Annotated in this window: 22 protein-coding genes; 15 read left to right on the forward strand and 7 right to left on the reverse strand. The window is 71.1% G+C overall.

The window, feature by feature from the left end:
* The first annotated feature begins 47 nt into the window (after positions 1-47).
* The 10 genes from AB0I83_RS15195 to AB0I83_RS15240 all read left to right on the forward strand — a co-directional run bounded on the left by AB0I83_RS15195 (position 48) and on the right by AB0I83_RS15240 (position 9305).
* Entirely contained in the window at positions 48-983 is a 936-nt protein-coding gene (locus AB0I83_RS15195; RefSeq protein WP_356536361.1) for an FKBP-type peptidyl-prolyl cis-trans isomerase, read from the forward strand.
* A 43-nt stretch (positions 984-1026) separates the two neighbouring features.
* Entirely contained in the window at positions 1027-1401 is a 375-nt protein-coding gene (locus AB0I83_RS15200; protein ID WP_356536362.1) for an FKBP-type peptidyl-prolyl cis-trans isomerase, read from the forward strand.
* Between the two features lie 114 nt (positions 1402-1515).
* Positions 1516-2469, forward strand: coding sequence for a WYL domain-containing protein (locus tag AB0I83_RS15205; protein ID WP_356843530.1), 954 nt, complete (start codon positions 1516-1518; stop codon positions 2467-2469).
* A gap of 13 nt (positions 2470-2482) precedes the next feature.
* Positions 2483-3439: a WYL domain-containing protein gene (locus AB0I83_RS15210; protein WP_363304890.1), complete on the forward strand. Its 957-nt coding sequence runs from the start codon at positions 2483-2485 to the stop codon at positions 3437-3439.
* 38 nt (positions 3440-3477) lie between these two features.
* Positions 3478-3753, forward strand: coding sequence for a hypothetical protein (locus tag AB0I83_RS15215; RefSeq protein ID WP_363304891.1), 276 nt, complete (start codon positions 3478-3480; stop codon positions 3751-3753).
* Between the two features lie 46 nt (positions 3754-3799).
* Complete coding sequence (locus tag AB0I83_RS15220) at positions 3800-3997, forward strand: hypothetical protein (RefSeq protein ID WP_356536366.1); 198 nt, start codon at positions 3800-3802, stop codon at positions 3995-3997.
* 215 nt (positions 3998-4212) lie between these two features.
* Positions 4213-4503, forward strand: a complete 291-nt coding sequence (gene tatA / locus AB0I83_RS15225) for a Sec-independent protein translocase subunit TatA (protein ID WP_356536367.1) — start codon at positions 4213-4215, stop codon at positions 4501-4503.
* Between the two features lie 49 nt (positions 4504-4552).
* Positions 4553-5518 carry a twin-arginine translocase subunit TatC gene (tatC, locus tag AB0I83_RS15230; RefSeq protein ID WP_356843534.1) on the forward strand — a complete coding sequence of 322 codons (966 nt, stop codon included), beginning with the start codon at positions 4553-4555 and terminating at the stop codon, positions 5516-5518.
* Positions 5519-5536: 18 nt separating this feature from the next.
* Positions 5537-6427 carry a diacylglycerol kinase gene (locus AB0I83_RS15235; RefSeq protein ID WP_356536369.1) on the forward strand — a complete coding sequence of 297 codons (891 nt, stop codon included), beginning with the start codon at positions 5537-5539 and terminating at the stop codon, positions 6425-6427.
* A gap of 49 nt (positions 6428-6476) precedes the next feature.
* Positions 6477-9305, forward strand: a complete 2829-nt coding sequence (locus tag AB0I83_RS15240) for a DEAD/DEAH box helicase (protein ID WP_356843536.1) — start codon at positions 6477-6479, stop codon at positions 9303-9305.
* Between the two features lie 72 nt (positions 9306-9377).
* On the opposite strand, the gene AB0I83_RS15245 is transcribed toward AB0I83_RS15240, so the two are convergent.
* The 3 genes from AB0I83_RS15245 to AB0I83_RS15255 all read right to left on the reverse strand — a co-directional run bounded on the left by AB0I83_RS15245 (position 9378) and on the right by AB0I83_RS15255 (position 12407).
* A complete protein-coding gene (locus AB0I83_RS15245) occupies positions 9378-9761 on the reverse strand; it encodes an SPW repeat protein (protein WP_356536395.1) in 384 nt (127 codons plus the stop codon).
* 393 nt (positions 9762-10154) lie between these two features.
* The gene (locus AB0I83_RS15250) at positions 10155-10799 is read right to left on the reverse strand and encodes a fasciclin domain-containing protein (RefSeq protein ID WP_356536371.1); all 645 of its coding nucleotides are present in this window, start codon (positions 10797-10799) and stop codon (positions 10155-10157) included.
* A gap of 72 nt (positions 10800-10871) precedes the next feature.
* On the reverse strand, positions 10872-12407 hold the full coding sequence (locus tag AB0I83_RS15255; protein WP_356536396.1) for a molybdopterin-dependent oxidoreductase: 1536 nt from the start codon (positions 12405-12407) through the stop codon (positions 10872-10874).
* A gap of 251 nt (positions 12408-12658) precedes the next feature.
* Here AB0I83_RS15255 and AB0I83_RS15260 point away from each other — a divergent pair, with 251 nt between their 5' ends.
* The 5 genes from AB0I83_RS15260 (at position 12659) to AB0I83_RS15280 (ending at position 18186) form a co-directional block, all read left to right on the forward strand.
* A complete protein-coding gene (locus AB0I83_RS15260; RefSeq protein ID WP_363304892.1) occupies positions 12659-13930 on the forward strand; it encodes an FAD-dependent oxidoreductase in 1272 nt (423 codons plus the stop codon).
* Complete coding sequence (locus AB0I83_RS15265) at positions 13927-14652, forward strand: DUF1365 domain-containing protein (RefSeq protein WP_356536373.1); 726 nt, start codon at positions 13927-13929, stop codon at positions 14650-14652. Before AB0I83_RS15260 ends, AB0I83_RS15265 begins: the two co-directional genes overlap by 4 nt.
* A 71-nt stretch (positions 14653-14723) precedes the next feature.
* The gene (locus AB0I83_RS15270; protein ID WP_363305041.1) at positions 14724-15986 is read left to right on the forward strand and encodes a cyclopropane-fatty-acyl-phospholipid synthase family protein; all 1263 of its coding nucleotides are present in this window, start codon (positions 14724-14726) and stop codon (positions 15984-15986) included.
* On the forward strand, positions 15983-17377 hold the full coding sequence (locus AB0I83_RS15275) for a cyclopropane-fatty-acyl-phospholipid synthase family protein (RefSeq protein WP_363304893.1): 1395 nt from the start codon (positions 15983-15985) through the stop codon (positions 17375-17377). Before AB0I83_RS15270 ends, AB0I83_RS15275 begins: the two co-directional genes overlap by 4 nt.
* Entirely contained in the window at positions 17374-18186 is an 813-nt protein-coding gene (locus AB0I83_RS15280; protein WP_363304894.1) for a DUF1295 domain-containing protein, read from the forward strand. Before AB0I83_RS15275 ends, AB0I83_RS15280 begins: the two co-directional genes overlap by 4 nt.
* Positions 18187-18269: 83 nt before the next feature.
* On the opposite strand, the gene AB0I83_RS15285 is transcribed toward AB0I83_RS15280, so the two are convergent.
* The 4 genes from AB0I83_RS15285 to AB0I83_RS15300 form a co-directional block, all read right to left on the reverse strand.
* Entirely contained in the window at positions 18270-19025 is a 756-nt protein-coding gene (locus tag AB0I83_RS15285) for an anti-sigma factor (RefSeq protein ID WP_356536376.1), read from the reverse strand.
* The gene (locus AB0I83_RS15290) at positions 19022-19606 is read right to left on the reverse strand and encodes a sigma-70 family RNA polymerase sigma factor (RefSeq protein WP_363304895.1); all 585 of its coding nucleotides are present in this window, start codon (positions 19604-19606) and stop codon (positions 19022-19024) included. The genes AB0I83_RS15285 and AB0I83_RS15290 overlap by 4 nt, the downstream gene beginning before the upstream one ends.
* A gap of 257 nt (positions 19607-19863) precedes the next feature.
* Entirely contained in the window at positions 19864-20706 is an 843-nt protein-coding gene (locus AB0I83_RS15295) for a siderophore-interacting protein (RefSeq protein ID WP_363304896.1), read from the reverse strand.
* Between the two features lie 66 nt (positions 20707-20772).
* The gene (locus AB0I83_RS15300; protein ID WP_363305042.1) at positions 20773-21681 is read right to left on the reverse strand and encodes a 5'-3' exonuclease; all 909 of its coding nucleotides are present in this window, start codon (positions 21679-21681) and stop codon (positions 20773-20775) included.
* Positions 21682-21846: the final 165 nt, after the last annotated feature.

Genomic DNA, 21846 nt, shown 5'->3' on the forward strand with positions numbered 1-21846 from the left:
CTAGAGTGTCGGGAACATTCATGTGCCGTCTGAGATCTGAGGAACCAGTGCGCCGACTTGCCGGCCTTCTCGTCGTCCCCCTTCTGCTGCTGTCCACAGCGGCATGCGGCGACGACAAGGCCTCCGACTCCGCCTCGACCGAGAAGGGCGTTCCCGCGATCACCGCGGGAGCCAAGTTCGGCGAGAAGCCCACTCTGGCCAAGGGTGAGGGTAAGCCCCCCAAGGAACTGAAGACCGACGTCATCAGTGAGGGTGACGGCGCGAAGCTCAAGAACGGCGACGCGATCCAGGTCAACTACCTCGGACAGGCCTGGGACTCCACCAAGCCGTTCGACAACAGCTTCGACCGCAAGCAGCCCTTCGACCTGACGCTCGGCGCGGGCATGGTCATCCAGGGCTGGGACAAGGGTCTCGTCGGTCAGAAGGTCGGCAGCCGCGTCGAGCTGGTCATCCCGCCGGACCTCGGTTACGGCAAGCAGGGGCAGGGCGACATCAAGCCCAACGCCACGCTGGTCTTCGTCATCGACATCGTGAAGGCGACTCAGATCCCGGCCTCGGCCAAGGGCACGGCCGTCGCCCAGGACAACATCGACCTGCCGAAGGTCGGCACCAAGACCGACGGCAAGGCCCCGACGGTCACGATCCCCAAGAGCGACCCGCCGAAGAAGCTCGTCTCCAGCTACGTCCTGGAGTCCGAGGGCGAGGTCATCAAGGAGTCCGACAGCGTCGTCGTGAACTACGTGGGTCTGCTCTGGAAGGGCAGCAAGCCCTTCGACAGCACCTACGAGGCGGGCAAGACGCAGACCTTCCCGCTGGCGCAGGTCACCCTCAAGGGTCTGAAGAACGGTCTGGTCGGCAAGAAGGTCGGCAGCCGTGTCCTGCTGGTCATCCCGCCGGACCAGGGCTTCGGCAACGAGGCGCAGCAGACCATCCCCGCGAAGTCCACGCTCGTCTTCGCCGTGGACCTCCTGGCAAAGATGTAAGACTGTCCCGGTTGCCCAGTTCATCAGTAAGAGGAGAAAGTCAGTGAGCATCGAGAAGCCCGAGATCGACTTCCCGGGTGGCGAGCCGCCGGCCGACCTGGAGATCAAGGACATCTGGGAGGGCGACGGACCGGTGGCCGAGAAGGGCCGGACCGTCTCCGTGCACTACGTCGGCGTGGCCTTCTCCACCGGCGAGGAGTTCGACGCCTCCTGGAACCGCGGTACGCCGTTGCAGTTCCAGCTCGGTGGCGGACAGGTCATCGCGGGCTGGGACCAGGGCGTCCAGGGCATGAAGGTCGGCGGCCGTCGCCAGCTGACCATCCCCGCGCACCTCGCCTACGGCGACCGCGGCGCGGGCGGCGGAGTCATCGCCCCGGGTGAGACGCTTATCTTCGTCTGCGACCTCGTCGCGGTCTGATCCGTCCCGTACAGGAGCCAGGGCCCGCGCCGCAAGGCGCGGGCCCTCGCTTTGGCCCGGACACCCGGGGGCGGTACGGTCGACGGTCGGAGAGCACGTCGAGAAAGGGCGTCGATGGCGATTGCCAAGGCCGAACGGCTGATGAACCTGGCGCTGTGTCTGCTGGGTACCCGGCGCCCGCTCAGCAAGCGTGAGCTCCGCGGGTCCATCGAGGCCTACCTGGAGGCGGGCTCCGACGAGTCCTTCAACCGGATGTTCGAGCGCGACAAGGACGATCTGCGCGAACTCGGCCTGGTCATCGAGACCGTGGAGAACCTGGACGGCGACACCGGCTACCTCGCCCGCCGCGACAGCAACCGGCTGCCCCCCATCACCCTCGACGCCGAGGAGGCCGCGGCCCTCGGGCTCGCCGCCAAGGTCTGGCAGCAGGCCCGCCTCGCCGGGGCCGCCAGCGGGGCCCTGCAGAAACTGCGCGCCGCCGGGATGCCCGAGACCGAGGACGCCTACGAGGTGCACAGTCCCCTCGAACCCCGTATCCCGGTCCACGAGGCCGCGTTCGAGCCCCTCATGCTCGCCTGCCGTGACCGCCGCCCGGTCACCTTCGACTACCGCAAGGGGAACGCCGCCCGGCCCGAGCAGCGCCAGGTCGAGCCCTGGACGCTGGAGTGCTGGCGCGGCCACTGGTACCTGGCCGGCTGGGACCGGGACCGGGGAGCCGAGCGGGTCTTCAGGCTCTCCCGCATCTCGGGCCGGGTGCGCTCCCGCGCCGGGGTGTTCACAGCCCCCGTTCCCGACGCCGTCACGGTCCGCGAGACCGTGGAGAGCTGGGCCGGCGAGACCGCGACCAGGACCGCCGCCATCCGCCTGCGCGCCGGCGCCGGCTACCCGCTGCGCTCCCGCGCCGTATCGGTCCGGGAGACCGGCGACGGCTGGGACGAGCTGGAGATCCCGTACGGACACGGACTGGACGCCTGGCTCGTCGAGTTCGGGCCCGACGTGATCGTCACCGGACCCGCCGATCTGCGGGCCGACGTGATGGACCGGCTGCGCGCCGTGGCCAAGGACTGAGGGGGACCCGTACATGGCCACGAACGCGATCGACCAGACCAGGCGGATGCTCTCCCTGGTCACGTATCTGCGGGAGCGTCCCGGAGCGCACGTCCAGGACGTGGCCCGGGCCTTCGGCATCACCGAGGACGAGCTCATCTCCGACCTGGACGTGCTCCCCATGTGCGGGACCAGCTTCCGGGGCGGGGACCTGCTCGACATCGACACCGACGGCGACCGGATCTGGTGGCACAACCCGGACGACGTCGCCGAGCCGCTGCGGCTCGCCGCGGACGAGGCCACCGCGCTGCTCGTCGCGGCCCGCGCCGTCGCCACCCTCCCGGGCCTGCGCGAGAGCGACCGGCAGGCACTGGTGCGCGCGACCGCGAAGCTGGAGACCGCGGCCGGTGAGGTGGGGGCCGCGAGTTCCCGGCTCTCGGTGACCTTCGAGTCGGAGGGGGGCGTCTTCGCCGACGTGGACCGGGCGATCTCCGAGCGGCGCCGGCTCTGGCTGCGCTACTACTCCCCGGCCCGCGACGAGCTCACCGAGCGCGAGGTGGACCCGATCCGGCTGTTCGCCGTCGGACACACCTACATGGAGGGCTGGTGCCGGCTCTCCGAGGCGCGGCGGACCTTCCGCCTCGACCGGGTCGCCGAGATCAGGCTGCTCGACGCCCCCTCCGCCCCGCCCGAGCTGGAGCTCCGCGACCTCTCCGAGGGACTGGTCCAGCCGGCGGCCGAGGATCCGGAGGTCGTGGTCGAGGTCGGCCCCGGCGGCCGGTGGGTCGCCGAGTACTACCCCCACGACAGTGCGGAGGAGCTTCCCGACGGCGGGCTGCGGATCACCCTGCGCACCCCCGACCCGGCCTCGCTGCGCAGGCTCGCGCTGCGGCTGGGCGGCGAAGGGCGCATCACCGCTCCGCAGGAGCTGGCCGAGAGCGCCCGGCTGGCGGCGCGCGAGGCACTGGCCGGCTACGACGACGCGCCCTGAGCGGAGGGCGCCCGGTGCACCGAGGAGACGGAGGTCCCATGACCGCGACATCGAGTACGCAGACCGGCCCGGTGCCGGTCGCGGTGCCCGACGCCGTACTGTTCCGGGCCGCCTGCCCGGACTGCCGTGAGCGGTTCGAGCTCTCGGCAGGCGCGCTGCGGCTGGCGATAGGGGCCAGTCGCCGTACGACGTTCTACTCCTTCACCTGCCCCGCCTGCGGCTCCGCCGTCCGCAGGCCGGCGGGGGAGCGCATCATCGAACTCCTCAGCGGCGGCGGAGTGCGGACCCTGCGCCTGCACACCGCCCTGCGGTAACCCACCGGCCGCCCCGCGGCACACGACACACATCGAGGCTCCGTCCATGTTCTGGCCCATGCTCGCCATCGCTCTGGGATTCCTCGGCCTGGCCGTGCTGGGGGTGCTGGCCGTCAAGGTCTTCGTCGAGGCACAGCGCCTCGCGAAGCAGGTGTCCGCGACCACCCGGCGGATCAACCGAGCGGCGGAGGATCTCGAACGAGCGGCAACCACCCTCGCCGACACAGGTGAAGCCCTGCGTTGACAGGAGCGCGGCCTCCGGATTCACCGGTTCGGGGGGTACGCTGCTGGAGCGGCCCAGGCAGGGAGGTGTGGGCCGCAAGCGGGAGTACGCACGGGCATTGCCTCACGTTTACCCCTGCGGGTTACGATCGCTCCAGCGCGCAAGTCGGACGTATGTCCGGGCGAACAGGTAGCGAGCCCACCCCCCAGACGCCTCAGTTGAGAAGGAAGTCGCACATGATCGGCAATCTGAAGCCCCTCGAGATCGTTCTGATCATCGCTGTCGTCCTGCTGCTCTTCGGTGCCAAGAAGCTTCCCGACATGGCGCGCTCGCTGGGCAAGTCGGCCCGCATCCTCAAGAGCGAGGCCAAGGCCATGAAGAAGGACGACGAGCCCGCGGCACCCACCACGGAGACCGTCGCCGACACCCCTCCGACCGCGGCCACCGCGCGTACGATCCAGGCCGCTCCGGGAGACGTCTCCAGTTCCCGTCCCGTCGGCGAGGCCAAGCCCACCACCCAGAGCTGACAGCTGATCCGCACGACCGGCAGCTGCCGTACGAGACGAGGGAAGTGGGTTGCTCAAGTCTGCCCGCAAGCAGGAGAAGGACGACGAGGGGCGGATGCCCCTCCTCGATCACCTGCGTGAGCTGCGCAACCGGCTGCTGAAGTCGGTCCTGGCGATCGTGATCGCCGTGATCGCCGCGGCGTTCTTCCAGAAGGAGATCTTCGAGTTCCTGATGAAGCCGATCCTTGACTCGGTCGGCTGCAGGAACGGCGCGTTGACCATGATCAACGGTCGCCCGTGCGCGGAGATGACCACCAACGGTCTGCTGTCCCCCTTCACCATCGCGCTGAAGGTGTCCCTGATGGCGGGTGTGCTGGTGGCCACCCCCGTCTGGCTCTACCAGCTCTGGGGCTTCGTCGCCCCCGGCCTGCACAAGCAGGAGAAGCGCTACTCGATCGCCTTCGTCGTCGCCGGGGTGCCGCTCTTCCTGGCCGGCGCGTACCTGGCGTACGCGATCCTGCCGCAGACCGCCCAGATCATGCTGGGGTTCACGCCCGACAACGTGAAGAACCTGCTGCCCCTCGACGACTTCCTCGACCTGATCACCCGCATGGTGATCGTCTTCGGGCTGGCCTTCGAACTGCCGCTGCTCCTGATCCTCCTCAACATGACCGGTGTCCTGTCCGGCGCCCGCATGCTGCGCTGGTGGCGCGGCATGATCGTCGGACTGACCGCCTTCGCCGCCATCGCCACGCCGGGCGGCGAGCCCATCTCGATGCTGCTGCTCGCCGGCCCGCTCGCGGTGCTGTACTTCATCGCTGTCGGTATCTCCCTGCTCAACGACAAGCGCAAGCGGCGTGCGGACCCCGACGCCGAGCTCGACGACGACGAGGCCTCGCGGCTCGACCTCACGCCCGAACCCGTCGGTGCCGTAGAGGGGGTACCCACCCCGCGGGCTGCCCTGCCGGAGCAGGCGGGCGGCGAGCCGGACGGCGGCCGTTCCCACCGGCTCAACGGTTACGACGACATCACCTGACCTTGTAGGGTCCCGCACGTGACCAGCGAGATCACCCTCTTCGTCAATCCCACCGCAGGAGGCGGCCGGGGCGCGCGCGCCGCGCAGCCGGCCGCCTCCGCGTTGCGGGACGCCGGCTTCTCCGTCCGCACCGTGCTCGGTGAGGACGCCGACGACGCCCTGCGCCGGGCCCGGGAAGCCGTGGCGGGCGGGACCGGCGCCCTGATCGCAGTCGGCGGGGACGGCATGATGTCCCTCGCCCTGCAGGCCGTCGCCGGTACCACGACCCCCCTCGGTGCGGTGGCGGTCGGCACCGGCAACGACTTCGCCCGTGCCCTCGGGCTTCCGGTACGGCACCCGGCGGCGGCCGGCCGTCTGGCCGCCGAGGCCCTCAGGTCGGGGTCGGTGCGCGAGATCGACCTCGGCCGGGTCGGGGAGCGGTGGTTCGGCTCCGTGCTGGCCTCCGGCTTCGACTCCCGGGTGAACGACCGGGGCAACCGGATGCGCTGGATCGGCGGGCGGTTCAAGTACGACCTGGCCATCCTCGCCGAGCTGGCGGCGTTCAGACCGGTCCCGTACCGCCTCAGGCTGGACGGCGGTCCGGTGACCGAGATCGAGGCCACGCTGATCGCGGTGGGCAACGGGACCACGTACGGCGGCGGCATGCGGATATGCGCCGACGCGGTCATGGACGACGGGCTCTTCGACGTGACCGTCGTGGGGGACTGCAGCCGGACCACCCTGCTCAAGGTGTTCCCGAAGGTGTACCGGGGCACGCACCTGGACCACCCCGTCGTGACCGTGCACCGGGTGGCCTCGATAGAGCTGGCCGCCGCCGGTGTCACTGCCTACGCGGACGGCGAGCCGATGGGCCCGCTGCCGCTCACCGCCACCTGCGTACCCCGCGCGGTCCGGGTCCTCGCACCGTGAAACAAAGATCGGGCTGACTGTCGTACGAGGCGGGTAGGCTCGTATCAAGATGACAGAGGACCTCTCACCAGCTGAGCGATACCAGGCCTCCCGGGTGCGTGCCGCCGAGCAGGCGACGGCCCTCGGGCCCTTCCGCGAGATGTACGAATTCGGCCTGGACCCGTTCCAGATCGAGGCCTGTCAGGCCCTGGAGGCGGGCAGCGGGGTGCTGGTCGCGGCCCCCACCGGGTCGGGCAAGACGATCGTCGGCGAGTTCGCCGTCCACCTCGCCCTGCTGCAGGGCCGCAAGTGCTTCTACACCACCCCCATCAAGGCCCTGTCCAACCAGAAGTTCACCGACCTCGTGCGGCGCTACGGCGCGGACAAGGTCGGTCTGCTGACCGGCGACAACAGCGTGAACTCGGACGCACCCGTGGTGGTCATGACCACCGAGGTCCTGCGCAACATGCTGTACGCGGGCTCCCAGTCCCTCACCGGCCTCGGCTACGTGGTCATGGACGAGGTGCACTACCTCTCCGACCGCTTCCGCGGCGCCGTGTGGGAGGAGGTGATCATCCATCTGCCGGAGTCCGTCACCCTGGTCTCCCTGTCGGCGACCGTGTCCAACGCCGAGGAGTTCGGCGACTGGCTGGACACCGTCCGCGGTGACACGCAGGTGATCGTCTCCGAGCACCGCCCCGTGCCGCTGTGGCAGCACGTCATGGCCGGGCGCCGGATGTACGACCTCTTCGAGGAGGAGTCCGACCACGGCGGCCGGGGCACCGGCCGGCGCGAGGTCAGTCCGGATCTCGTCAGGCTCGCCCGCATGGAGAACCAGCGCGGGTACAACCCGCGTGAGCGACGGCGCGGCAAGATGGTGCGCGAGGCCGACCGAGAGCGCGAGCGCCGTCAGCGCAGCCGCATCTGGACGCCGGCCAGGCCCGAGGTCATCGACCGGCTCGACGCCGAGGGGCTGCTGCCCGCCATCACCTTCATCTTCAGCCGGGCCGGCTGCGAGGCCGCGGTCCAGCAGTGCCTGCAAGCCGGACTCCGGCTGAACGACGACGGCAAGCGGCATCTCGTGCGGGAGATCGTGGAGGAGCGGACCGCGTCCATCCCTCCCGAGGACCTCCATGTCCTCGGTTACTACGAGTGGTTGGAGGGCCTGGAGCGCGGCATCGCGGCGCACCACGCCGGGATGCTCCCGACCTTCAAGGAGGTCGTGGAGGAGCTCTTCGTCCGGGGCCTGGTCAAGGCGGTCTTCGCCACCGAGACCCTGGCGCTCGGCATCAACATGCCCGCGCGCTCGGTGGTGCTCGAGAAGCTGGTGAAGTGGAACGGCGAGCAGCACGCCGACATCACCCCGGGCGAGTACACGCAGCTGACCGGGCGTGCCGGGCGTCGCGGCATCGACGTCGAGGGCCACGCGGTAGTGCTGTGGCAGCGGGGCATGGACCCCGGAGCCCTCGCCGGACTCGCGGGCACGCGTACGTATCCGCTGCGCTCCAGCTTCCGGCCCTCGTACAACATGGCCGTCAACCTTGTGCAGCAGTTCGGGCGGCACCGCTCGCGCGAGTTGCTGGAGACCTCCTTCGCGCAGTTCCAGGCGGACCGTTCCGTGGTCGGGATCTCCCGGCAGGTCCAGCGCAACGAGGAGGGTCTGACCGGCTACAAGGAGGGGATGACCTGCCACCTCGGGGACTTCGAGGAGTACGCGCGGCTGCGCCGCGACCTCAAGGACCGGGAGACGGACCTCGCGAAGCAGGGGGCGGCCCAGCGCAGGGTGGCGGCTGCCTCGTCGCTGGAGAAGCTGAAGCCCGGTGACGTCATCCACGTGCCCACCGGCAAGTTCGCCGGCCTCGCTCTGGTGCTGGATCCGGGGCTGCCCGCGGGGCGGACCAACGGGCATCGCGGGCTGGAGTACCACGACGGGCCGCGTCCCCTGGTGCTGACCGCCGAGCGGCAGGTCAAGCGGCTGGCCCACATCGACTTCCCGGTGCCGGTCGAGGCGCTGGAGCGGATGCGGGTGCCCAAGTCCTTCAACCCGCGCTCCCCGCAGTCCCGCCGTGACCTGGCCTCCGCGCTGCGGAGCAAGGCCGGGCACCTCGACCCGGGACGGCACCGCAAGCAGCGGGCCGCCGCGGCCGACGACCGCGAGATCGCCCGGCTGCGCACCGAGCTGAGGGCCCACCCCTGCCACGGGTGCGACGAGCGTGAGGACCACGCCCGCTGGGCGGAGCGGTACCACCGGCTGCAGCGCGACACGCGGCAGCTGGAGAACCGTATCGAGGGCCGGACGAACACCATCGCCCGGACCTTCGACCGCATCGTCGCGCTCCTCACCGAACTGGACTACCTGCGCGGCAACGAGGTCACCGACAATGGCCGCCGGCTGGCCCGGCTCTACGGCGAACTCGACCTGCTCGCCAGCGAATGTCTGCGGGAGGGTGTCTGGGAGGGTCTGAACCCCGCCGAACTCGCCGCCTGCGTATCGGCGTTGGTCTACGAGGCGCGCCAGGCGGACGACGCGGTCGCACCGAAGCTGCCCTCCGGTCCCGCGAAGGTCGCGATGGGCGAGATGGTCCGTATCTGGGGGCGGCTCGACGCCCTGGAGGAGGACTTCAAGATCAGCCAGACGGAAGGGGTCGGCCAGCGCGAGCCCGACCTCGGCTTCGCCTGGTCGGTCTACATGTGGGCCTCCGGCCGCACCCTGGACGAGGTGCTCCGGGAAGCGGGGATGCCGGCGGGCGACTTCGTGCGGTGGTGCAAGCAGGTCATCGACGTACTCGGTCAGGTCGCGGCCGCGGCGCCCCGGGACGGCGGTTCGGTGGCCAAGAACGCGCACAAGGCCGTCGACGCGGTACTGCGGGGAGTGGTGGCGTACAGCTCCGTGGGCTGACGGAGGACCGGCACGGCGGGGTGGCCGCAGGCGGATGACAGTCGCCTGTGGCCACTCGTGTGTGCTCCCCTCTCAGGTTTTCTTGTTCTTCACGGCGACTCCCGCGCAGACCGCCCCCAGCACGACCGCCAGTCCGCCGACGATGACGTTGTTGAGGATCACGCCCATGTCCGGGCTCGAGCCCACGATCCACGTCGACACGATGAGCCAGGCGCCCAGCGCGCAGATGGCCAGGCTCATGCCGGTCATCCGCTCGGGCATGGCGGTGAAGCAGAGTGCCAGTACGGCTATCGCGATGCCGATGACGAGGTTGTGGGTCACCAGGGAGGGCTGGCTCGCGGTGAAGTGAAGCACCCACGGCGAGACGGCGCAGTACAGACCGAGCAGGAACACGGGTGCGTCCGCCATGGCGGTGGAGCGTCCGCCGCTCATCACGCGGTCGTGGCGCGCTCGCATCTCGTCGGCGTCGGGGTGCCCCGAGATGTCCCGGCCGGTGGTGTCCGCCCGCCCGGTATCGCGCCCGGTACCCCTTCCGGTGTGTGAGAGGTTACTCATGAGGATGGTCTCCTTCGCACTTGCTGGAGCGACCGCGGTCAGGCACGCGGTCCTTCGCTCTCCTGACAAGTGTGCTCTTACCTGTCCCTTATGTGTAGTTTTCCGGGTGGCTGCTTCCTGCGATTACGTCGAGCCGCCCCGCCGGCCACTCCGGCGCCGCCCACCGCCGCGCCGGCCCCCGGCCCCACGGCACGAGCCCCGAGGTCCGCGCTTCCGTGACCAGGGAGTGGTCGCGGAGCGTGGCCCTCGGGGCTCGTCGGCGTCATCCCGTCAGCGTGCTGACGGGTCGCGGGTTCAGCTGGCCGGCATCAGGACGGTGTCGACGATGTAGACCGTGGCGTTGGAGGTCGGGACGTTGCCGCAGACGACCTTGGAGGAGTCGTTCACGGTGTAGTCCTCGCCCGAACCGGCGGTCGTCAGCTTGGTCTTGGCCAGGGTGTCGAACGAGCCCTTCTCCAGCTGCTTCGGCGTCAGCTTCTCGCCGACGACGTGCGCGGTGAGCACCTTGGTGAGGGCGGCCTTGTCGGCGAGCAGCTTGTCCAGGTCGGCCTTCGGGATCTTGGCGAAGGCGTCGTTGGTGGGCGCGAACACCGTGATGTTCTCGGCGCTGTTCAGGGTGTCGACGAGACCGGCCTGCTTGACTGCGGCGACCAGCGTGGACAGGTCCTTGTTGTTCGACGCGGCCGTGGCGACCGGGTCCTGGGCCATGCCCGCGAACGAGCCCGCACCCTCGGCCGGGACCGAGGCACAGCCCGGGCCGAACGGCTCGTCCATGGTCGCGGCGCTCTCGGTCTCCTTGGCCGGCGCGCTCGACGCGGCCTTGTCCGCACCGGAGTCGGTCGACTTGTCGGAGTCGCTGGAGCAGGCGGTCAGCGCGAGCGGCAGCATGGCCGCGGCGGAGACGGTGAGGGCGATGCGACGAAGGTGACGGTTGTTCATGGTGTTCTCCTGGATGGATCGTTGTTCAACAGAGGGAAGGGAAGGAATGGGGCGGGCGGCCGGTTCGGGGATTCAGGTCACGTCGACCACCACCGAGTGCCACCCGGTCGCACCGTCGGGTACGGTGCCGACCCGCTTGTCGGTCTGTGTGGCGCCGGTACGGTCCGTCGCCCGTACCTCGAGGGTGTGGTGACCGGCCTTCGCCGGCCACTCCCACACCCACTGGCGCCAGGTGTCACGGCCGGCCTCCGCGCCGAGTCGCGCGGTGTGCCACTCGCCGCCGTCGACCCGGACCTCGACCCGGGCGATTCCCCGGTGCTGGGCCCAGGCGACACCGGCCACCGGCACCGTCCCCGCTCGCGGAGCGGCGAAGGGGCGGGGCGTGTCGATCCGTGACTGGGTCTTGATCGGAGCCTCGCGGGACCAGTCGCGCTTGACCCAGTAGGCGTCGTACGCGTCGAACGTCGTGAGTTCGATGTCCTGGATCCACTTGCACGCCGATACGTAGCCGTACAGGCCGGGGACGACCATCCGGACCGGGAAGCCGTGGTCGAACGGCAGCGGTTCGCCGTTCATACCGACCGCGAGCAGTGCGTCGCGGCCGTCCATGACCTCCTCGACCGGAGTGCCGATCGTCATCCCGTCCACGGAACGCGCGACGATCTGGTCCGCGCGCCCGCCCTTGGACGGGGGCTTCACCCCGGCCTCGCGCAGCAGATCGGCCAGTCGTACGCCGATCCACCTGGCAGTGCCCACGTAAGGACCGCCCACCTGGTTGGACACGCAGGTCAGCGTGATGTCGCGCTCGACGAGCTCGCGTCCCAGGAGGTCCTGGAAGTCGAGCGTGACGGGCCGCGCCACTCCCTTGCCGTGGATCCGCAGCCGCCACTTGTCGGCGTCGACGCGCGGGACCACCAGAGCGGTGTCCACCCGGTAGAAGTCCTTGTTCGGGGTGGTGAAGGAGCTCAGACCCCGGATGTCCAGATCCGCTCCGCCGGGTATCGCGGGAGCGGCCGAGGCCGGCGACGGGAGGACGATGTCACCGCGCGAGGCGGAGACCCCGGCCAGTTGGGACGCCTGGAGCCGTCGGCCCAGGAGGCCCGCACCGGCCGAGGCCGCCGCGGCGGCGGTCGCCGCGATGACGAATCCACGGCGGTCGAAGGTGCCCTGGTCCCCGCCGTCCGTCTCCCCAGCCGCGGGAGACGGGACGGTGACCGGGGCCAGCCGTCCGGCCAGGAAGTACAGCACTCCTGCGGCCACCAGCGCGCCCACGACCGAAGGCAGTACGTCCCCCGGCCGGCCTTCCGGCCGTCCGGCGGCGGACACTGCCCCGACCACGCCGAAGACCAGTACGGCCGCAGCGCCGATCCACCGGTGCCTCAGCGCGAGGACCCCGACCGCCATGGCGAAGAGCGCCAGGAGTACGAGGATCCCGAGCTGCAGCACCAGCTTGTCGTCGGTGCCGAAGTTCCGTACGGCGAAGTCCTTTACGGCCGGGGGAGTGCGGTCGATGACGGCACCGCCCACTGCCGTGACCGGACCGGCCTCGGGACGGACGGCGGCCGCGACCAGTTCGGCGACGCACAGGGCGGTGAACCCGGCGATCAGACCGCTGAGCGCGGCGAACGCGGCGCGTGCCCAGCGGGATCCCCGGGACCACGGGGCCCCTTGCTTCTGCGAATCGTCTCGGTCTGTTCTCACACCAGGGGTTCGGCGCCGATCGCCCGGCGGATTGGTCGTTCACTCGATCGAAGGAAGTCCGATCATCGGCCAATCCGCGGCGGCCGCTGCCACGAATGACCTCTGAGGGGCACTCCAGCAGTGCCCCGGCCAGGCATGCAACACCGGAAGGAACCCGAATGACACGGGAGCGGCGGCGCACAGCCGTAGTGGGTAGCGGGGTGGCGGGACTGACCGCCGCGCACGTCCTGGGGAGGGCGCACGACGTGACACTCCTCGAGGCGGACCAGCGTGTGGGGGGTCACGCGCACACCCACGACCTGACCTCCTCGGACGGCCGGACACACCGCGTCGACTCGGGGTTCATCGTGCACAACCGCCGGACGTACCCGAACCTCCTGCGGCTCTTCGACGAACTCGAAGTGGCCACGCAGGAGTCGGAGATGAGCATGTCCGTGCGCTGCGAGGGGTGCGGGCTCGAGTACGCGGGCGCCAAGGGCGCCGCGGGCCTGTTCGCCCGCCCCGGATCCGTGGTCCGGGGCCCCTACCTGAGGATGCTGACCGAGGTCCTGCGGTTCCACCGGGCGGCCAGGGCACTGCTCGCCATGCCCGAGGGCACCGGGATCATGACCCTGGGCGAGTTCGCGGCCCGCGGACGGTTCTCCCCCTACTTCTGCGCGCACTTCCTGACACCCATGGTCTCCGCGGTCTGGTCCTGCGACCCGGTGACCGCGATGCGCTACCCGGCCCGCTACCTCTTCCGGTTCCTGGAGCACCACGGGATGCTCTCGATCGGCGACTCGCCGGTCTGGCGGACCGTCACCGGCGGATCACGCGAGTACGTCGACCGCATCGCCAAGCAGGTGCACTCCGTGCGGACCGCCACCGGGGTCAGGACGATCCGCCGGCACAGCGACGGCGTGGAGGTCGTCACCGAGGACGGGACGACCGAGGACTTCGACGCGGTGGTCGTGGCGACCCACCCCGACCAGGCACTCCGGCTGCTCGCTGACCCCAGCGACGAGGAGCGGGCGACCCTCGGGGCGTTCCGCTACTCCCACAACCCCACACTGCTGCACACCGACACCAGCCTGCTGCCGCGCAGCCGGGGTGCGGCAGCCTCCTGGAACTACCTGATGCCGTCCTGCGCGGCCGACGCCGACCGGGTCACCGTCAGCTACGACATGAACCGCCTCCAGCGGCTGGACGCGCCCGAGCGGTACGTCGTCACGCTGAACGGCGCGGACCGGGTCGACCCGGGCCTCGTACAGGCCCGCATGGTCTACGAACACCCCGTCTTCACGCCCGAATCGGTCGCCGCCCAGGCCAGGCTGCCCGCGCTCTCGGGCCCGGTCACCGCCTACGCGGGGGCCTACCACGGCTGGGGGTTCCACGAGGACGGCTGCCGCTCCGGGGTCGAGGCCGCCGCCGCGCTGGGAGTGGAGTGGTGAGCAGCGCCCTCTACCCCTGCACGATCACCCATGTACGGACCGCCCCCCGCAAGTACGGCCTGCGGCACCGCACCTATCTGTGGCTCATCGACCCGGACCGCCCGCCGCGGCTGCCCGCCCTGCTCCGCCCGCTGGCCGGCTTCGACGCCCGCGACCACTTCGGCGGCACGGCGCCCACCGTCCGGGCCGGGCTCGAACGATTCCTCCGGGCGCGTGGCGTGGACCTCGGCGACGGCAGCGTCACCATGCTCACGCAGGCCCGGGTGTTCGGCCACGTCTTCAACCCGCTCACCGTGTACTGGTGCCACCGCCCCGACGGCACCCCGCTCTGCGTGGTCGCCGAGGTCCACAACACCTACGGCGAACGCCACTGCTACCTGTTGGACCCGGACGCCGCCGACCGGGCGGTGACCGCCAAGGACTTCTACGTGTCGCCGTTCTTCCCGGTGGACGGCCACTACCGGATGAGGCTGCCCGAGCCGGACCTGAGGCTGAGCCTCACGGTCCACCTGGAGCGTGAGGACGCACGCCCGTTCACGGCGACCGTGCTGGGCACCAGGCGCCCCGGCACCCCCGCCCAGTTGCTCCGGCTGTTCCTGCGCCACCCCTTCTCCACGCTGGTCGTATCCGTCGCCATCCGGCTGCACGGCATCCGGCTGTTCCTCCGCAGGCTGCCCGTGCAGCCACGTCCCCGTCATCGCACCCAGGAAGGCATGCAGTGAAGGTGCCCACCTCTCCCACCCCGCCCAGCTCCCCCGCCACCTCGCCCGTGGTTCCCGTCCGCAGCGGCACGATCCCGGCCCAGACCCGGGCCGTCACGACCCCGCACACAGGCGTGGATCCGGACCGATGGCCCGACGTCGCCGCCCAGCCACGGGCGTCGGGGGTGAGGACCGCCATCGCCGAACGGCTCGTGCGGCATGCCTTCTCCCGGCTCCCGCTGCGCGCCCGGCTCGCCGGCCGCGACAGCATCGGGCTGGGCGGACCGCTCATGGAGATCCGCCGTCCCGACGCGTTCTTCCGGCGGATCGGAGCGGGCGGGCTCGTCGGCTTCGGCGAGTCGTACATGGCCGGTGAATGGGACTCGCCCGACCTCGTCGGCGTCCTGACCGTCCTCGCCGGGAACGCCGCCGAGATCGTGCCCGCGCCGCTGCAGAAGCTGCGGAGCCTGTGGGCCCTGCGGCAGCCGGCCGCGCAGGCCAACACCCCCGAGGGCTCGCGCGACAACATCAGCCACCACTACGACCTGTCGAACGAGCTCTTCGCGCTGTTCCTCGACGACACGCTGACGTACTCCTCCGCCGTCTTCCGCGGGTTCCCGGCGGAGCACGAGCTGCTGCCCGCCGCCCAGCACCGCAAGATCGACCGGCTGCTCGATCTCGCCTGCGTGGGCCACGGCACCGAACTGCTGGAGATCGGCACCGGCTGGGGCGAACTCGCCCTCAGTGCCGCCGCGCGGGGCGCCCGCGTCACGAGCCTCACCCTCTCGCGGGAACAGCAGGAGCTGGCCCGGGCCCGGATCCGGGAGGCCGGCCTCGACGACCGGGTCGACGTGCGGCTCTGCGACTACCGGGACGTCACCGGGCAGTACGACGCGGTCGTCAGCGTGGAGATGATCGAGGCCGTCGGCGTGGAGTTCTGGCCCGTCTACTTCCGCACCCTGGAGCGCTGCCTCGCCCCCGGCGGCCGGATCGCGCTCCAGGCGATCACCATGCCGGACGACCGGATGCTCGCCAGCCGCAGCACCTACACCTGGATCCAGAAGTACATCTTCCCGGGCGGGTTCCTCCCCTCCACCGAGGCCGTCGAGCGCGTCACCACCGCGCACACCGGCCTGCGGATGAGGCAGCGCAGCACCTACGGCATGCACTACGCCGAGACCCTGCGGCTGTGGCGTGAACGCTTCGAGGAGCGGGCCGCGCAGGTCGACGCACTCGGCTTCGACGCGACCTTCCGGCGTATGTGGACCTTCTACCTCGCTTACTCCGAGGCCGGTTTCCGGTCCGGTTATCTCGATGTGCAGCAGATTCTCCTGACTCATGAGGACACCGCGTGAACACCTTTACCGAAACCCCGGGAACCGGCGCCGCGCAGCGGATCGCGCCGGTCATCGAGCAGTTCCTCGGCGGTCCTCCGCCGGTCAGGATCAGGATGTGGGACGGTAGCGAGACCGGTCCCGAGGACGCCCCCACGGTGCACGTCCGTTCCCGCCGGGCGCTGCGCCGGCTTCTGTGGCAGCCGGGGGAACTCGGCCTCGCCGAGGCCTACATCACCGGTGACATCGACATCGCCGACGACCTCGCGGAGGGACTGCGCGCGATGCGCCGCGCGTCCCGGGAGCAGGGCATGCGGCTGCCCCGGCCCCGCATGGCCGACCGCCTCAAGGCGGCCCGCACAGCGCTGCGCCTCGGTGCGGTCGGCCCCCGCCCGCCGGTACCCGCGGCCCGGGCCGGACTCAGCGGCGCGCTGCACAGCAAGGCCCGCGACCGGGCCGCCATCAGCCACCACTACGACCTGTCCAACGCCTTCTACTCCCTGCTGCTGGACGAGACCATGGCGTACTCGTGCGGCTACTGGACCGGCACCGGCCCGGACTACGCACCGGCCGACGCCCAGCGCGACAAGCTGGAGCTGATCTGCCGCAAGCTCGGGCTTCGGTCCGGTGCGCGCCTCCTCGACATCGGCTGCGGCTGGGGTTCCCTGACGCTCCACGCGGCCGGCATGCACGGGGTCCGCGTCACGGCCGTCACCCTGGCCAAGGAGCAGGCGGCGTACGTACGCGCACAGGTCGAGGAGCGCGGGCTGCAGGACCTCGTCGAGGTGCACAACTGCGACTACCGCGACGTCGCGGGCATCCCCGGCTTCCGGGGCGGGTACGACGCGGTGTCCACCGTCGAGATGGGGGAGCACGTCGGGGACGCCGAGTACCCGGCCTTCACCGCGCTGCTCCACTCGGTGCTCCGGCCGCAGGGGCGTGCCCTGGTCCAGCAGATGTCCCGGGGCACCACCGCCCCGGGCGGCGGTGCCTTCATCGAGTCGTACATCGCGCCGGACATGCACATGCGCCCGCTCGGCGAGACGGTCGGCCTCCTCGAAGGGGCCGGGCTGGAGGTCCGTGACGTGGAATCGATGCGTGAGCACTACGTGCTGACCGTCGAGGCTTGGCACCGGACCCTGGAGGAGCGCTGGCCCGAGTTCGTCGCACTGGTCGGTGAGGAGACCGCCCGCGTCTGGCGGCTCTACCTGGTGGGCGGTGCTCTGGCGTTCGAGGAGCGGCGCATGGGGGTCGACCAGATCCTGTCCGTGCGGCCGGACGCGGACGGATCGGCGGGCATGCCCGCCACCCGGCACGGCTGGTACGCGGGACTCGGCGCGGGGGCCGAGCCTGCCGTCCACACCCCGGCCGAACCGGTGGTCGCCGGGCAGCGCCACGGTTCCGGCCTGTGAACGGCTTCGCCTGGTCGGCGTGGGCCGCGAACCTGGCCGCGTCGGCGGGTGCCGCCCTAGCGGTCATGCTCGTGACGTTCCTGATCGCCCTGCGCAAGCGGATGCACCGGATCGTCGACGTGGCGTGGGGCCTGGGCTTCACGGCCGTGGCCCTCGCCTCGTACGCCATGTCGGCCGGCGACGGGGACGACGCCCGGCGGCTCCTGGTGACGGTGCTGACGGCCGTCTGGGGCGTGCGGCTCGCGGTGCACATCGGCAGGCGGGGCCGGGGCCACGGTGAGGATCCTCGCTACGAGGCCATGCTGGCCAAGGCTCCGGGCAATCCCGACCTGTACGCCCTGCGCAAGGTGTACCTGTTGCAGGGCGGGCTGGTCTGGCTCATCTCCCTGCCGGTGCAGGCCGGTTACTACCTGCCGGGGCCGCTCGACGGGTGGGCCTGGGCCGGTGCCGCGCTGTGGGCGGTGGGACTCGCCTTCGAGGCGGTGGGCGACGCCCAGCTGGCCCGGTTCAAGCGCGATCCGGCGAACAAGGGGCGGATCATGGACCGGGGGCTGTGGTCCTGGACCCGGCACCCCAACTACTTCGGGGACTTCTGCGTCTGGTGGGGGCTCTTCCTCGTCGTGTGCGCCGACCCCGCGGTGGCGGCCGCGACACTCGTCTCGCCCGTCGTGATGAGCCTTCTGCTGACCAAGGGCAGCGGCAAGGCGCTGCTGGAGCGGCACATGGAAGGACGGCCCGGATACGCGGAGTACCTCGCACGCACCAGCGGCTTCTTCCCCCTGCCACCCGGCACGCTCCGCCGGCGCTGAGTCGGCGGACGCCGGACCAACGGGAAAAGGGTCTGCCCCCGGCCTCGAGTCGAGGCCGGGGGCAGACCCTTGTACGGAACGGCTCAGGCGTCCCGGAACTCCATCAGGGCCAGCGGCTGCGAGGTCGGCTGCTCGGAACCGCCCGCCGGTTCCACGGTGATGCCCATGCCGGACGCGTGGTCCACGGGGCCGTCCAGCAGCACCGTCTCGTCGGTGGTCGACGGGTTCATCAGACCGGCGGAGCGCATCGCGCCCCCGTCGTTGAACCAGAGCTGGTACACCTTGCCGCCGGGCGGCTGCGCCATGTCCGAGGCCAGGAACACCGCGCGGTTCACGCTCTCCGAGACCACCACCGTGCCCCGTGCCCCGTCCGCCAGGTCCGAGGCGCTCGTCGTGGCGTCCGGTGCGGTCAGCACCTGCGCCACCTGCTCGTTGTGCCGTTGGGCCAGGTCCGCCTCCTGCCGGGCGTCCTGCGCGACGTTGTTCTGCCACACGGCCACCCCGCCGAACGCCGCGGCGGCGGCGACACACGCGGCCAGCGCGTACGTCGACCAGCGTCCGGCCCGGCCGGTGGCGGACGCGGAGCGGGAACCCCGCGCGTGGGACGGCGCCTCCTGCCGTACGGTCGTGATCTCCCTCAGTACCCGGCTGCGCAGTGCGGGCGACGGGACGGTGGACACCGCGAGCCCGAGCCGGGCGGCGGTGGCGGTCAGCTCCCGTACCTCCTGGCTGCAGGCCTCGCAGGCCCCCAGATGCCGTTCGAACGCGACCCGCTCGTCGTCCGGCAGCGCGTGCAGGGCATAGGCCCCGGTCAGCGTGTGCAACTCGGCGGTGCTCATGCGTTCACCCCCAGGCAGTCGCGCAGCCGGATCAGTCCGTCGCGCAGTCGTGTCTTGATCGTTCCCAGTGGTACGGACAGCAGTTCGCCCACCTCGCGGTAGGTGAGCCCCTGGTAGTACGCCAGCGTCACGGACTGCCGCTGGAGCTCCGAGAGCGTGCGCAGACAGCGCCGCACCTGTTCCCGCTCCAGCCGGGTCTCGACCTGCTCGGACACCTCGTCGAACTCCGGCGTGCGGTCGAGCAGCGCAGCCTTGTGCTCACGCGCTGACGTGGCCTCGGCGGAACGGACCCGGTCGACGGCCCGGTGGTGCGCGAGCGTCAGCACCCAGTTCATCGCGCTTCCGCGGGACGGCTGGAAGCGGGGCGCGGTGCGCCAGACCTCGACGAGCACTTCCTGCGCCACCTCCTCCGACTGGGCCGGATCACGGAGCACACTCCGTACCAGGCCGAGAACCGGCCCACTGACCTGGTCGTACACCCGGGTGAAGGCGTCCTGGTCGCCCCGGGCGACCTGGACGAGCAGCTCCTGAAGGTCGGGCCCCGCTGAGGGGATCCCGCTGATGTGTACGGCTTCTTTCACGCGGAGGTTCCTCCCGGAGCACGCATCGGTTTCCCAGGTGGTTCGGAGCCGACGGCCATGCGGATTGGTGGGCGACCCGATATCCTCGCACGCCCTGCCCTCGAACACGTACGCGTCAGCGTGATGCTCCGCTCCGCTCGTACGGAGGATGGCGACCGTGTCCCGTCACGCTCCGCCGGGCTCCCGCGGAAAAACGCGGAGCCCGGTCGCCGTCGGGAGACGGCGACCGGGCTCACGTGGACCGGGGTGCGGCGGCGCTAAGCGGCGCTCTCCTGCTCGCGCTCCACCTGCTCGTTCCATTCGCGCTTGACCGCGCGCCACGCGTCGTCGTTCTGGCCGAGGCGCCAGTAGCCCGAGATCGACAGCTGCCCGAGCGGGACACCGCGCTCCAGGCGCAGGTGGCGCCGGATCTCCTTCACGAAGCCCGCCTCCCCGTGGACGAAGGCCTGCACCGCGCCCTCGGGGAAGTCCAGCCCTCGCACGGCGGCGACCAGGCCCTCGCCGACCGGGCGCGCGCCACGGTGCAGCCAGGTCAGCGAGACGCCTTCGGGCGCCTCCAGCTTCTGCTCCTCCGAAGGGTCGGGCACCTCCACGAAGGCGTGGACCAGCGCGCCCGCCGGCATCCGCTCCAGCGCCGCGGCGATCGCGGGCAGCGCGCTCTCGTCGCCCACCAGCAGGTGCCAGTCCGCCGAGGCCTCCGGGGCGTAACCGCCGCCGGGGCCCAGGAAGGTCACCTGGTCACCGGGGCGCGCCCGTGCGGCCCAGGGGCCGGCGAGGCCCTCGTCGCCGTGCACCACGAAGTCGACGGCCATCTCACGGGCGACCGGGTCCCAGGAGCGCACCGTGTACGTCCGGGTGGTCGGCCACAGCTCGCGCGGGTACGCGTCGCGGATCGCGGCCATGTCGAAGGGGTGGGCGTAGTCCGCGCCCTCGGGCGCGAAGCACAGCTTGATGTAGTGGTCGGTGAAGCCCGCGAGGGCGAAATCGGCCAGGCCCTCACCTCCGAGGACCACACGCACCATGTGCGGGGTGATCTGCTCGGTGCGCAGCACCTGCGCCCCCTGCGCCTTGGGTGTCCGGCGTTCCGGCCGCTCTGCCACGAGGTTCTCCCTGCGTCCGCACATATACGAGGTCCTGGGTACTTAGGCTTACCTAAGCTAGCACCCTCACGGCTGGAGCGTCAGCAGGAGTCGCTGCAACGAGCCCCCCAGGCCCCAGCGCGTCGCGAGATCCTCCAGGGCGGCGGGGTCGAGCGGTTCGCGGGGGAGTGCGGCGTCGAACACCGGCAGGGGCACGTCTCCGGCGACCCGGACCACCTTCGGGGCCACCGCGACGTAGTCCCGGGCCTCGTCGAGACGCTTGCGCTGGGACGGGGTCAGCCGGGCGGCCGGGTCGTCCACCGCCGCCATGATCCCGGCCAGGTCGCCGAAGGCGTCCAGCAGCTTCGCCGCGGTCTTCTCGCCGATCCCGGGGACGCCGGGCAGGCCGTCGCTCGGATCGCCGCGCAGCAGGGCCAGGTCGACGTACCCGGGGCCGTCCACGCCGTACCTGCCGCGCAGCCAGTCCTCGTCGGTCACCTGGAGCGTCCCCACGCCCTTCAGCGGGTAGAGGACCCGGACCCCGCGGGCGTCGTCGACCAGCTGGTAGAGGTCGCGGTCCCCGGTCACGATGTCCACGGGCCCGGTGGCCCGCCCGGCCAGCGTGCCGATCACGTCGTCGGCCTCGTACCCGGCGACCCCCACCCGGGCGATGCCGAGCGCGTCCAGCACGGCCTCGATCACCGGGACCTGGGGGGAGAGGGTGTCGGGGACCTCCTCCTCGTCGGGCACGCCCCCGGTGGTCTCGACGGCCACCCGGTGCGCCTTGTAGGTCGGGATCAGGTCGACCCGCCACTGCGGGCGCCAGTCGGCGTCCATGCAGGCGACGAGCTCGTCCGGCCGGTGGTCCTGGACGAGCCGGGCGATGAAGTCGAGCAGTCCGCGCACGGCGTTCACCGGTGTCCCGTCCGGTGCGCGCACCGAGTCCGGGACGCCGAAGTAGGCGCGGAAGTACAGGGAGGCGGTGTCGAGGAGCATCAGGCGTCGCGTCACACCCCGATGATGCCGCACCCCACTGACACGGCCGCGGTCGGCAGGCGCGCGGTTCCCGCATTCCGGACACGTTCGAGTGGCCTGGGTCACACATGTGTTTGGTTCGCGTAAGTGGGGGCAGGCGCGGCATCGGAGCGGACCACGTCCATT

Source organism: Streptomyces sp. NPDC049970, from assembly GCF_040660235.1.
GTDB lineage: Bacteria > Actinomycetota > Actinomycetes > Streptomycetales > Streptomycetaceae > Streptomyces.

Coding starts and splice junctions, on each gene's coding strand:
- AB0I83_RS15205 (WP_356843530.1), top strand. CDS start 1,516: ATGGCGATTGCCAAGGCCGAACGGCTGATGAACCTGGCGCTGTGTCTG.
- AB0I83_RS15210 (WP_363304890.1), top strand. CDS start 2,483: ATGGCCACGAACGCGATCGACCAGACCAGGCGGATGCTCTCCCTGGTC.
- AB0I83_RS15215 (WP_363304891.1), top strand. CDS start 3,478: ATGACCGCGACATCGAGTACGCAGACCGGCCCGGTGCCGGTCGCGGTG.
- AB0I83_RS15220 (WP_356536366.1), top strand. CDS start 3,800: ATGTTCTGGCCCATGCTCGCCATCGCTCTGGGATTCCTCGGCCTGGCC.
- tatA (WP_356536367.1), top strand. CDS start 4,213: ATGATCGGCAATCTGAAGCCCCTCGAGATCGTTCTGATCATCGCTGTC.
- AB0I83_RS15240 (WP_356843536.1), top strand. CDS start 6,477: ATGACAGAGGACCTCTCACCAGCTGAGCGATACCAGGCCTCCCGGGTG.
- AB0I83_RS15245 (WP_356536395.1), bottom strand. CDS start 9,761: ATGCGAGCGCGCCACGACCGCGTGATGAGCGGCGGACGCTCCACCGCC.
- AB0I83_RS15250 (WP_356536371.1), bottom strand. CDS start 10,799: ATGAACAACCGTCACCTTCGTCGCATCGCCCTCACCGTCTCCGCCGCG.
- AB0I83_RS15260 (WP_363304892.1), top strand. CDS start 12,659: ATGACACGGGAGCGGCGGCGCACAGCCGTAGTGGGTAGCGGGGTGGCG.
- AB0I83_RS15285 (WP_356536376.1), bottom strand. CDS start 19,025: ATGAGCACCGCCGAGTTGCACACGCTGACCGGGGCCTATGCCCTGCAC.
- AB0I83_RS15300 (WP_363305042.1), bottom strand. CDS start 21,681: ATGCTCCTCGACACCGCCTCCCTGTACTTCCGCGCCTACTTCGGCGTC.